This window comes from Paenibacillus sp. FSL R5-0623 (assembly GCF_037974265.1).
In the GTDB taxonomy this organism is placed as follows: domain Bacteria; phylum Bacillota; class Bacilli; order Paenibacillales; family Paenibacillaceae; genus Paenibacillus.
In genome coordinates this window covers 1,492,994-1,505,076 of sequence record NZ_CP150233.1, presented here as the reverse complement: position 1 = coordinate 1,505,076, position 12,083 = coordinate 1,492,994, and the positions used below count along the sequence as shown (strand labels likewise).

The 12,083-nt window shown below is 45.4% G+C and carries 8 protein-coding genes; 4 read left to right on the top strand and 4 right to left on the bottom strand.

Going from position 1 to position 12,083, the window contains the following annotated elements:
• Entirely contained in the window at window positions 1-987 is a 987-nt protein-coding gene (locus MKY92_RS06725) for a Gfo/Idh/MocA family oxidoreductase (protein WP_339301718.1), read from the bottom strand.
• 268 nt (window positions 988-1,255) lie between these two features.
• Between MKY92_RS06725 and MKY92_RS06720 the strand changes: the two genes are divergently transcribed.
• Together MKY92_RS06720 and MKY92_RS06715 are read left to right on the top strand one after the other, a co-directional pair.
• Entirely contained in the window at window positions 1,256-2,542 is a 1,287-nt protein-coding gene (locus tag MKY92_RS06720) for a DUF5050 domain-containing protein (protein ID WP_339299823.1), read from the top strand.
• Window positions 2,543-2,728: 186 nt separating this feature from the next.
• Window positions 2,729-4,360, top strand: coding sequence for a helix-turn-helix domain-containing protein (locus tag MKY92_RS06715; protein WP_339299822.1), 1,632 nt, complete (start codon window positions 2,729-2,731; stop codon window positions 4,358-4,360).
• Window positions 4,361-4,488: 128 nt separating this feature from the next.
• Here MKY92_RS06715 and MKY92_RS06710 read toward each other — a convergent pair whose 3' ends face one another.
• Window positions 4,489-5,064 (bottom strand): GbsR/MarR family transcriptional regulator, encoded by a 576-nt coding sequence (locus tag MKY92_RS06710; protein ID WP_221819156.1) that lies wholly within the window; start codon window positions 5,062-5,064, stop codon window positions 4,489-4,491.
• Between the two features lie 501 nt (window positions 5,065-5,565).
• Between MKY92_RS06710 and MKY92_RS06705 the strand changes: the two genes are divergently transcribed.
• Both MKY92_RS06705 and MKY92_RS06700 read left to right on the top strand, forming a co-directional pair.
• The gene (locus tag MKY92_RS06705) at window positions 5,566-6,795 is read left to right on the top strand and encodes a glycine betaine/L-proline ABC transporter ATP-binding protein (RefSeq protein ID WP_105597692.1); all 1,230 of its coding nucleotides are present in this window, start codon (window positions 5,566-5,568) and stop codon (window positions 6,793-6,795) included.
• Complete coding sequence (locus MKY92_RS06700; protein ID WP_339299821.1) at window positions 6,761-9,349, top strand: glycine betaine ABC transporter substrate-binding protein; 2,589 nt, start codon at window positions 6,761-6,763, stop codon at window positions 9,347-9,349. Before MKY92_RS06705 ends, MKY92_RS06700 begins: the two co-directional genes overlap by 35 nt.
• Before the next feature lie 253 nt (window positions 9,350-9,602).
• Here the strand turns inward: MKY92_RS06700 and MKY92_RS06695 are convergent, their stop codons facing one another.
• Window positions 9,603-9,815 carry an immunity 17 family protein gene (locus MKY92_RS06695; protein ID WP_076216916.1) on the bottom strand — a complete coding sequence of 71 codons (213 nt, stop codon included), beginning with the start codon at window positions 9,813-9,815 and terminating at the stop codon, window positions 9,603-9,605.
• 581 nt (window positions 9,816-10,396) lie between these two features.
• Complete coding sequence (locus tag MKY92_RS06690; protein ID WP_339299820.1) at window positions 10,397-11,770, bottom strand: ABC transporter substrate-binding protein; 1,374 nt, start codon at window positions 11,768-11,770, stop codon at window positions 10,397-10,399.
• Window positions 11,771-12,083: the final 313 nt, after the last annotated feature.

The following is a 12,083-nucleotide window of genomic DNA, read 5'->3' as shown; positions in this document are numbered from 1 at the left end:
TTAACGTTGGTCCGCTGCAAATACGATCCCGGCATCCTTACGCGCACTCATAAGTACACTCATCACAGACTGGCTGTGTTCGAGCAATTCGTAACACCTTTTGTAATCCCCATTTGCATGGACGTCCCTGAACGCTTCCCACTCATAGTACAGCCAATTGGATTGGCTCTGGGCATTATACGCCTCAGCAGGCTCGTTCCCGATCTGAAGCTTGATCTCCTGGCAACCGTTTGCTCCTCCCACAACCTGAAGATAACCTTTCTCACCCTGAATGAGCACAAAGTTCATGCTGTTTGTGTCTTTGGCACCTACACATTCCGCAATAAACTCCGGATATTGGAGAACCACAACACCTGATGTATCAATGCCGTTTGCATGCTGATTTGCGGTATACGATACGGTATTCGGACTGCCAAACAGATTCATGACCAGATGCAGATTATAAATATTGATATCCATCAGCGCGCCACCAGAGAATTGTGGATTAAATACGTTCGGTGTCTCCCCTGCCAGCAGATCATTGTATTTGCGCGAGTATTGACTGTAGTTACACTGGATGAGTTTGATCGGACCCAGCTTTGGTAGTTGCCCCTGTATGACTTTAATATTGGGCAGATGAATGTTGGAGATGGCTTCAAACAGCAACAGATTCTTTTCTTTTGCAAGTGTAATCAGCGTGGCTGCTTCCTGAAGCGTGGACGTGAACGGTTTCTCGCAGACAACATGTTTGCCATGTTGAAGTGCCTGATAGGCCTGTCCGTAGTGCATGCTGTTTGGTGAAGCAATATATACGAGATCTACATTTGTATCTGAAAATAGGGGTTCCAGGTCCGTATAGATGGTACTTACCCCATATTTACCCGCAAGTTCCTGGGCTGTTTCTCTCTTCCGGGAGTACATCGCTGTACACGTAACATCTTCCAGTTCATTGATCGCGGACAAAATGCCATCTACAATGGACCCTGTACCGATCGTTGCTATGTTCATCATATCGTTTCACTCCTGTCGTTGGATTGTCAGTTGGCCTCTGCTCTGGTTGAGTGTAATGTTATCACGATCATGTCAGGCGGAGAACGCTTTGGGAGGGGATTGGCAGCATCATGCGCAATTCAATTTCAGGTTTGGACAGGTGTGAAATTCAATTTCATCCTCTTCTTTTTTCATGTTTGAGATCTAACATATCTTCCATAGTTTACCGATATAACATAAGGAATTAACGACATACATATAGAAGAACGAAGGGGACGATGAACGAATGAAAACAAGGCATACATACTTACAACGCACCATCTGTACATTGCTGTTATTTGCACTCATTGCAGCAGTGACATTGGGAGGTGGAACCTCAGCCCAGGCAGCTTCACTTAGCCAATCCACAGTGTATTATGAATCCGACGGCGTTTTGTACAAAGTATCCGCGGATGGCAGCAATACAACAGAAGTATTAATTGATTTCCAAGGTGTGGACTTGCACGCGGCAGGCTCTTATCTCTACTACACGCAGACTGCTTCTTCCACAACACTGCTTCGGGTTCCGAATGACGGGTCCAGCGATGCGGCAGAGACATTTGCTACAGATGTACTCAGCTATTATACAGATAACGGATTCATCTATTATCTGGATGCTACAGGTACCATTTATCGCGCGAATGGCAATAGTAACGCTTCAGCTGTCACCAAGATTGCTGACAAGGCTGATACCGACTTCCCATTCCTCCTGGTAACCAAAGGGCGTGCCTACTATAATGCGTTGGTTAATGGAAACACGTGGATCGTGTCCAAAACGTCCAACGGTTCTGGTGCTGTGCAGCGGATTGCCGCAGGCGCAGTAGAAGGACGTTATTTTACAAATCAATCCAAAAACGAACTGCAACTGATGGTAAATACAGACCCCTACGAGGATTTCTATTCTACCAATGCTGTTGTCATGTATAAGGTGAACTACAACACTGGCAAAGCAACTGCGGTTAATCCCAAAGCCAAACTGGATGTGAATGCTGTATATTCCGGTGGTTGGGGAAACAATCTTTACGTATATAACAAAGGAATCGTTCTCGACAGCAATAAGGATTACAATTATGCCAAAGGCAAAGCGTTTGCGTTGACAACTTCAGCCAAAACACTTCAGCTTCATAACAAAAGCGTTCGTGAAGTAAGTGCCTTAGGTACAGACAAAGTTGTCCTTATCGATGCAGACAAAAAGGCTTATGCGAAAACGGTCTCGGGCAACAAAGTGACCAAGTCTGCCAACCTGAACCTGACAAATGTAACGTATGTGGCGAATCAGTTGACCAATGGTACATCTACGGCTGCATACATCTCGGGCAACAACGGACTCTATTCGGTTAATACAGCTCTCAAGGTAACGAAACTTACCGGGGACGAATGGGATGCATTCCATATCAGAGATGATGTTGCGGGCCTCTTCTACATTAATGCCAAAGATCAATATCGCTTGTATCACGTGCAAACGGGTGGAACAGGGAAAAAAGTAATGAGTGACGTTTTCCTAGACAATATTCTATTGGTGACACCGTACTAACATATATGTTGATTCAGGCGTATAGCCCATTCAACGGACATGTCCGTAACAAAAAGGATTACCTTGCAGCCATCATGGCTCCTGGTAGTCCTTTTTGGGTTGTCGAAAACTATTTTTCAAAAACATCTTCCATATGAGAATGATAATTGTTATCATTAAGAAAAATAAGACAAAAGGATGGTCCGTATGACTGAACAGTTTCCCTTCATTGCTGAAACCTCATCTCTACCGCTCCTCTCCTCCATGTGCCGTGTGCGTCGTGGGGAGAATTTCCGTGTGCAAGGCAAGACGGTGTCACGGCCCATGCTCTGTCTTATTTTGCAAGGAGACGGTATTCTGGTCCTGAATGATACAGCATATACGGCGCAAGCGGGCAGCTTGTTTGTACTGAAGCCAGGAACAAGCATCGAGGCTGCTGCACGCTCAAATGTGACCGAATGTATATTGCTAAGTATGGATACGGTTTGTTTGCAGCAAGTGCGCGGTGAATGGAAAATGACCTCTTCACCCGCCTTCCCGCTGGATTGGCAGACAGGCAGATTGCTGGTTCGTCATGAGCAGCAGGCTGTATTACGTTTGGAACAACTCTATGAAACCTATCGCGGTCTTCAACCAGATCACTTTATCAGCATACATAGCCAGCTGCATGAGCTGTTGCAATTTCTCTCAGAGAACAGGCTGGAAGCCAATCATGAGAAAGTGGACCCTGCCTTGGAACGCAGTATTATGTATATGCGACGTTACATGAGTGAAGGAATCAGCATGGATCAGCTTGCCAAGATTGCTGGACTCACACCCAGCTCCTATTCACGCAGTTTCAAGAAGGCCAAAGGCATGTCACCGACCGATTACCTGAATCGTTTACGTATAAACGAAGCCAAAAAACAGCTGACAGAGGAATCCTGTGTCCTCAAAGACGTCGCGGTATCTGTCGGGTATGGCAATGAGTATTATTTTAGCCGTAAATTCAAACAAACCTTGGGGATTGCTCCCAGCGTATATATGAAAAGAGATCAACTTCGCGTAGCTACGGCATCCATTATGGGATTCCATGAGAACTTGGCCTCGCTTGGACTGCGTCCGGTAGCTGTGTTGGAAGGTGAAGGAATGTTTGACCGAGAAGCGGATGAATATGAACAAGAACGCCGATTAACAAGACAATTAGACCAACTTCGGCAGGCGAAGCCAGACTTGATCATCGGTGACTTTTACCACAAGCCCTATTACGATCGACTGAAAAGTATTGCACCCACCATCATCTTGAAGTCCACTGATGACTGGAAAGAGAACCATATTCGCATCGCCGAACTGGTCGGACGTGAGAAACAAGCGTTGCTAAATTTCAAAGAACTTGCGTTTCGCAAGCTTGAAGCAAGCCTGAACCTGCAACCCTATTTCGGACAAAACAGGTTGGCTCTGATGGAGGTTACGAATCAGTTCATTCGCTTACAAGGGACTGGCGCGCATCCATTAAATCACTTGTTGTATGCTGAATTGGGACTTCAGCCTGCTCAGCTTGTATCTCCCGAAAGTTCCAGAAATGAGTATGTAGCGGATAGTATCCCTGTGCTGGACACAGATTACCTGTTGATCCATCGTGCTTCGCTTCAGCCTGCCAATGAGAAGCTGTTCCGGCGCATGAAACAAACAGCATCATGGAATCGATCCCCTGCTGTATTGTATGGTAACGTTCATGATATCTCGAACTGGCAACGGTTATGCTGGACCCCGGGTGGCCGGTTGCAGATTCTGAACGAACTGGAACAGATTGCTCAGCAATCTGTAGTCTTTCCTCAGGCAGGTCTGATCGGACATTAGACGGTGAGCATAGGTCGATACGATGGGCAAGATTATCTTTTACATCATGTTCCTTCATTATAAATCAGTAAGTTATTGCACAGACCAAAGGGCCCTCTCCTATAACGGAAAGGGCCCTTTGCATGTAATTATGAATGTTCCTTAATCTCTTCTTTCGGAACCAGCTTGTATATCTCTTCATCTTCCATGGTATCAATCAACCGATCCAACCATTTGTAATATGCTTCCGCTTGCAAAACCTTGTGTTTGTCCTCCATCAGGATGTGGATAAGTTCAGCATCTGCCTCTTCATCCAGATCTTCAACTAATCGATTCAGTTCATCAATTGATTTGCGTAGAACCTGAAGGTTACTCTCCACGGCTTTTCTCCACTTAATTGCAAAATAATCCGTAAACGTCTGATGCCAGTCATATTCGACTTCATATAGGTCTTTTCTGGAGCCCTTGCTCCACACTTTATTTACCATTTTCAAATCCAGCAGTGTTCGTACACCTGTACTCATACTCGTTTTGCTCATTTCCATTTCCCGTCCCATATCGTCAAGGGTCATTGGTTTGTCTGCAAAAAATAGCAATCCATATAAGTGTCCCGTTGACAGCGTAACGCCGTAAAGATCCATATTACGTCCAATGGCTTCAATGACGCGTTTACGAATCTTCAGCACGGTTGCCTGCTGTTCCTCTTGTAAATGGTCCAAGCCCATGCTTGCAACCTCCATTCTGAACATTCCACAGTCTTTGGCGAAATCATTGCAACACTTTAAAAGTCCTGCTTACATGGGAAAGCTCTCGGCCGGACATCATATATGCCAGAGGGCTTTCATTCACCCAATGTATGAAAATGGGAACTTTACCAGGCTACAATTGCCTATGACTATCTTTTAACCAAAAAATTCAGCTTCAATTCAGCTCATTTTCTATTGTAGGAAAAGCAATGTCAAATGTAAAGCTGCCTTATTAGCCAGAATAAGGAGAATGACGGAGTATTTGGACGAAAAACTTTGTACAGTTTTTACTGTACAAACATTATGTACTGTTTATTCGGTTGATATACTGGTTAAGTATTGTTAGTATTAAACTCGTTACCCAGAAAGACGGGAAGCGAAGCAACAACTACCGGATTTCGTGGCTGGGCGCATAAGTGTATGGGCTTATGGATGCTGAAAGCCGTTCGAAGTGCACAACACATCAGAAGGGGTGAAAACATGACCATACTTGAAGTGAAAAACGTAAGTAAATTGTTTGGACCCCAAACCGAGCAAGGTCTGCAATTACTGGAACAAGGTTGGGGTAAAGAAAAGTTGGCCAAAGAAAAACAGATAACGGTTGGTGTCAACCGGGTCAACATGGACATTAAGGAAGGCGAGATTTTCGTTATTATGGGACTGTCCGGGAGTGGTAAATCCACACTGGTTCGGATGTTCAATCGTCTGATTGAACCAACATCCGGAGAAATTCTGGTCCATGGTAAGGATCTACGCAAAATGAACAAAGAACAATTGCGCGAAGTGCGCCGGAAAACGATTAGCATGGTCTTCCAGAAGTTTGCGTTATTCCCGCACCGTACCGTTCTTGATAATGTGGAGTATGGATTGGAAATACAAAAAGTAGATAAGGAAGTACGCCGGGAGAAGGCAAAAACCTCACTTGAGCTGGTTGGCCTTAAGGGCTGGGAAGACAAAATGCCAGATGAACTCAGTGGCGGGATGCAGCAACGTGTCGGATTGGCGCGTGCACTTGCCAATGACCCGGAAGTACTACTGATGGATGAAGCCTTCAGTGCACTTGATCCATTGATTCGCCGTGATATGCAAGATGAGTTGATCGAGCTTCAGGATAAAATGAAAAAGACGATTATTTTCATCACCCATGACTTGGACGAAGCGCTGCGCATCGGCGATCGTATTGCCCTCATGAAAGACGGCGCAGTTGTGCAGATCGGTACACCGGAAGAAATCATGATTCAACCGGCCAACTCATATGTGGCCCGCTTCGTCGAAGACGTGGATCTGTCCAAGGTCCTTACAGCATCTCACGTAATGCGTCGCCCTGAAACAATTACGCTTGATCGTGGTCCTCGCGTTGCCCTCGAATTAATGCGCGAAAGTGGCGTTTCCAACCTGTTTGTCATTGACCGTTCGAAGAAGCTGCTTGGTGTCATCACAGCAGAAGACGCTTCTCGTGCGATGCGTGAAAACAAAGTATTAAAAGACATTCTGATCACGGACGGGCCGACGGTGTCGCCTGAGACCCTGATTCATGAATTGTTCGAAATTGTAAGTTCAGCCCATGTGCCTCTCGCTGTTGTTGGTGAGAATGGCCGTCTGCAAGGTGTTATCGTCCGCGGTGCCCTGCTGGGTGCACTTAGCGGTGAAGTTGCAGTAAAGGAGGAACTTGTGAATGATTCCCAAAATACCACTAGCGTCGTGGATTGAATCCATCGTTGACTGGATGAGCTCCTCGCTCTCCGGATTGTTTAATGTAATTTCCACCGTTATTCAAGCGGTTGTCGGATATTTCTCCGGGCTGTTTATGTTGCCCCATCCGCTCCTGTTCATTGCCATATTGGGTGTTCTTGCATTCCTCGTAGGACGACTCCCACTGACACTATTTACGGTTATCGGGTTCTTGCTCGTAGATAACTTGGGATACTGGTCCCAATCGATGGACACACTCGGTCTGGTTATCACTTCAGGATTGGTTTCGATCCTGCTTGGTGTGCCTGTCGGAATCTGGCTTGCATACAGTAAAACTGCGGCGCGTATCATTACACCGCTGCTTGACTTCATGCAGACGATGCCTGCATTTGTCTACTTACTGCCTGCGGTTACATTCTTTAGTCTAGGTGTCGTTCCAGGTGTTATCGCGTCTGTTATATTTGCGATTCCGCCAACGATTCGTCTGACTCACCTGGGTATCAGACAGGTATCTGGCGAATTGGTTGAAGCAGCTGATGCATTCGGATCAACTTCCATGCAAAAGTTGTTCAAAGTACAGCTTCCACTCGCTTTGCCTACCGTGATGTCCGGTATTAACCAAACCATCATGTTGTCACTGTCCATGGTTGTTATTGCATCCATGATCGGTGCACAAGGTATTGGTGCGGAAGTCTATCGTGCTGTAACACAGCTTCAAATCGGTAAAGGTTTCGAAGCCGGTCTGGCCGTTGTTGTACTGGCGATTGTACTGGACCGTTTTACACAAAATGTGTTTATGCCAGGTCGCAAAAAGACCTCGCGCATTACAGCCAAGCAAAAAGCATGGATCACTGCTGCGGCAACATTCCTTGTGCTTGTAGCTGGTTTCTCACAATACTTCGTTGGTGGCACAACTTCGGCTGGTGGCAACAATTCAGCAGCCAATGCTGTAGGTCAAGAAGTGAACTATCAGATTATTGGTATCGATCCAGGGGCTGGTATCATGAAGTCCGCTGCAAAAGCGATCGAAGACTATAAACTGACTGACTGGACTCTGATTGAAGGCTCTGGTGCAGCCATGACGGCCACACTAGACAAAGCGATCAAAAATGAAGATCCAATCATTATTACAGGTTGGACTCCGCACTGGATGTTCAACAAGTATGATCTAAAATATCTGGAAGACCCTGAGAAATCTTTCGGTGATGCTGAAGAAATTCATACCATCGCCCGTAAAGGTCTGAAAGAAGATCACCCTGTTGCGTTTGAATTCCTGTCCCGTTTCCAATGGACCTCGGATGAAATGGGTGAAATGATGACTGCTATCCAGGGTGGCACATCCGCAGAAGAAGCAGCTAAAGCTTATGCTGAGAAACATGCCGATCAGATTGCTGAGTGGACCAAAGGTCTGACTCCGGTGAACGGTGATGCATTCAAACTGAGCTATGTGGCCTGGGATTCCGAAATCGCAAGTACCAACTTGCTGAAATATGTGATGGAAAACGAATTGGGTTATAAAGTTAACGCTCTACAGGTCGAAGCCGGACCGATGTGGACGGGTGTTGCCTCAGGCGACGTAGATGCCTCTCCAGCAGCTTGGCTGCCATTGACACACGCAGACTACTGGGAACGTTACAAAGACCAGGTGGACGATCTGGGGGCCAATATGACAGGTGTACGTACAGGCCTCGTGGTTCCTAGTTACATGACCGAAGTCAATTCGATTGCAGATCTGGAGACAGGTGCCGCTTCTTCCACTCCATCGGCAAGTGCTAATGTGGGCGAAGAGGTTAATCACCAAATCGTTGGTATTGATCCAGGTGCAGGTCTGATGAAGGCCACTGCAAACGCCATTAAGCATTATGATTTGTCTAACTGGAATCTGATTGAAGGCTCTGGAGCCGCGATGACTGCATCGCTGGACAAAGCTTATAAAAATGAAGAACCAATCATCGTTACGGGTTGGACTCCACACTGGATGTTCAATCAGTATGATCTGAAGTATTTGGACGATCCCGACTTGATTTTTGGCGATGCAGAGGAAGTTCACACGGTTGGACGTAAGGGAATCAAAGAAGATCATCCCGTTGCCTATGAGTTCTTCTCTCGTTTTAATTGGACTGCGGATCAAATGAGTGAAATCATGGTAGACATTCAAAAGGGCGTTTCGCCTGAAGAAGCTGCCAAGACTTATGCAGAAAAACATCCGGACCAAATTGAAGAGTGGACCAAAGGGTTAACCCCTGTTAAAGGTGACAATTTACGTCTCGGTTATGTTGCATGGGACTCTGAAATTGCGAGTACCAACCTGATGAAGTATGTGCTGGAGACAGATCTCGGTTACACCGTCAAAGGACTACAAGTTGAAGCTGGCCCCATGTGGGCAGGCTTGGCAGCAGGTGATATCGATGCTTCTCCAGCCGTATGGCTCCCGCTTACACATGGAGACTACTGGAAAACATATGGAGACAAGATCGAAGATATCGCTGTCAGTATGACAGGAGTGAAACAAGGTCTGGTTGTTCCAACGTATATGGATATCAACTCTGTTGAAGACTTAAAAGATAATTAAACCAGATTGAGATGGATAAACCTGAATTTGGTAAAAAGACCACCGAAATTTTTCGGTGGTCTTTTTGTTTTGTATATGATTTTTTCAGGCATGCTATTTGATTTGATATTCTATCCTGGTCATACTGCATATTGCTACTTTAAGCATTCAAACGCTTTTTCCATTTGACTCTTCTCACATATCCTCTTACTTCGCCTTCACTCATGAACATCGTATGTAGATGATACTTGGTGAGTTCGTTTATTTCCAATATCTATCCGATCAGTAACAGTAATACACCAATGACAATCATGACAACACCGAGAATACCATATACCACTCTTGCTCCCTGCCGTCCAATGGTTTTCACAAAAATACCTGCTCTGAAACTCTTCATAAACCAATCCCAATTGTTGATACCACCGAGTAAACTAAAAATTCCTGCCGCTATGGCAAATAGCGCGATTAAAACGGGTTGTTCTTGCATGTCGTCAACACTCCTTCAATATAATCCTGTCTACTATACCTTCACTTGGTGAATATTAACAGGCATTAATTAGTAAAAAAAACAGCATGCAGATGGCAGTCTGCATGCTGTTTCTAGGGCGTTAAACATAGTATATTCATTTGCCTATAGAGAACTAATTTTTACAATACCCGCTGATTTTCGCGAAATCTTTCTAAGCTATATCCGTCTGGAGAATGAATACACCCTGCAATTATTCGTAGGTTTTTGCCGATTGTTAGCGCGTAAGAGGTTTTTTTACATTAATCGTCATCTCGACTTTAGGCCTATCCATGGTATATAAAATCGAACTTCTGACACATGTTAATTAAATATCTTTTTCTTCGACATACAATCCCTCAACCTTTTAAGCCATACTTTTGTTACTTGGCCTGTGATCTGACATAACCTGATAACGTTCATCATGTTATCGACGCGTTTGTTCAAGCAGGCTGTACATTAAGAAAAATCCGTCTTAGGTCTCAGAGGATATCATAAAATTACAACAGATGCGACGATCATTAATAAGCGCCGCATCTGTTTTTAATCCAAAGCGTCTACAGTTATTTCTTCACCGTACTATTATATTGCGCAATCTTGTCTGTAATTTGTTTAGCTGCTGCATCCAGTGCTTCCTGTGGTGTACCTTGTCCATTCAGGACCGTTTCAATCGCTCCTTCGACAAGTTGTCTGGCTTCCGGGAATACACCCATTAATGCCCCAGATGTTGCTGTCGAATCCGCGGAAGCGTGCAATTGATCGACTGCTGTCTGGAATTGCGGGTACTTCGTCATATTATCCTTTAATACTTGCTCATTGTAAGCTGCTGTCGTAATTGGGAAGTATCCTGTCGCAACACTCCAATTCGCTTGCACCTCTGGTGTAGCCAAGTACTTGATGAACTCCCATGCCGCTTGCTGTTGTGCTTCGGATTTGTTGTTCATGATGTACAAGCTCGCTCCACCCACCACAACGCCGCCTTCTTTAGCATCCGCTGGACGAGGCAGGAAGCCTGTTCCCAGTTCAAACTTGCCACCTGAACCTTCTACGATTTTACGCAGGCCAGCTGTGGAATCCAGGGTCATACCGATTTGCTGAGCGGTAAATGCTGCTGTTGTATCGTCTGTGCTACGTCCCAGATTGGAGAGGGTTTTCTCGTCGATCATCTTTTTCCACCACGTTAATGTCTTCACTCCAGCTTCGGAGTTCAGCAGAGACTCTGTAGCCGCTTCAGTTCTTCCGTTTCCATTGTTTACATAATCTGCATTCTGGTTTGCAAAGAACTGTTCCATAAACCAGCCATAGATCGCCATGGATGCTCCTGGCTTACCGTCTTTCGCCAATGCTTTTGCCGCTTGCTCAAACTCTTCATACGTCTTTGGCGGGTTCTCCGGGTCCAGACCTGCTGCTTTGAACATATCCTTGTTGTAGTACAGGATCGGGTTCGATGTGTTAAACGGCATCGCGTTCAATTTGCCATCAATGGTGTAATATCTTATGATATTTGGCTCCAGTTGGGACAGGTCGAACTGATCCTTGTCGATGAACTGCTGTACTGGCGTAATCATGCCTGAATCAATCATGAACTTGCTACCGATCTCGTAGACCTGGATAATGTCAGGACCGCTGTCTGAGCCCATGGATGCTTTGAGTTTGTTCAGACTCTCATCGTACTTCCCTTGATAGATGGGTTTCACCTGAATGTCCGGATGGCTAGCGTTAAAGTCGGAAGCGAGCTGATTAATGGCTTTTTCTCCAGCGCCAGACATGGAATGCCACCACGTCAATTGTGTTGTTTCGGCTGCGGCTGCTTCTGCTTGAGCTCCACTTGCCGGGCTGCTTGTTTCAGCTTTTGTTCCGCAAGCGGAAATGACCAACATGAGTGCAGCCAGCATTAATGCAAATGTACCTCTTTTTTTCAATCGAAATCCGTTCATAATCGCTCTCCTTTTATATGGCTCGCGTACAATAAAATCTTGGGGATGACGCGGTGTGGCCGTTACGGTTACGAATCGTTCTTTTGATCGCTGTTACCCCCGGATTTTTTTCATTCTCCCCTTAAAAGGGGAAAATCCGGGGATAAAGGCGAACGCTTCGCTTCTTCAGAATCGATTCTTCTCCTTCACTACTTTTGCAGCTCTGCAAAGACTTATTGAAAAGCGATCCTTGTTTATTCGCTCCTGGTATCCAAACCTTAGACCTTGTACGAAGATACAAGGTCTAATAAAACCTTTTAAACTTCCATTTCAA

What these genes read in the sequence shown, in the direction of transcription:
- MKY92_RS06720 (WP_339299823.1), top strand. Translation starts at nt 1,256, where the DNA reads ATGAAAACAAGGCATACATACTTACAACGCACCATCTGTACATTGCTG.
- MKY92_RS06695 (WP_076216916.1), bottom strand. Translation starts at nt 9,815, where the DNA reads ATGCAAGAACAACCCGTTTTAATCGCGCTATTTGCCATAGCGGCAGGA.
- MKY92_RS06700 (WP_339299821.1), top strand. Translation starts at nt 6,761, where the DNA reads ATGATTCCCAAAATACCACTAGCGTCGTGGATTGAATCCATCGTTGAC.
- MKY92_RS06715 (WP_339299822.1), top strand. Translation starts at nt 2,729, where the DNA reads ATGACTGAACAGTTTCCCTTCATTGCTGAAACCTCATCTCTACCGCTC.
- MKY92_RS06705 (WP_105597692.1), top strand. Translation starts at nt 5,566, where the DNA reads ATGACCATACTTGAAGTGAAAAACGTAAGTAAATTGTTTGGACCCCAA.
- MKY92_RS06725 (WP_339301718.1), bottom strand. Translation starts at nt 987, where the DNA reads ATGAACATAGCAACGATCGGTACAGGGTCCATTGTAGATGGCATTTTG.
- MKY92_RS06710 (WP_221819156.1), bottom strand. Translation starts at nt 5,064, where the DNA reads ATGGGCTTGGACCATTTACAAGAGGAACAGCAGGCAACCGTGCTGAAG.
- MKY92_RS06690 (WP_339299820.1), bottom strand. Translation starts at nt 11,770, where the DNA reads ATGAACGGATTTCGATTGAAAAAAAGAGGTACATTTGCATTAATGCTG.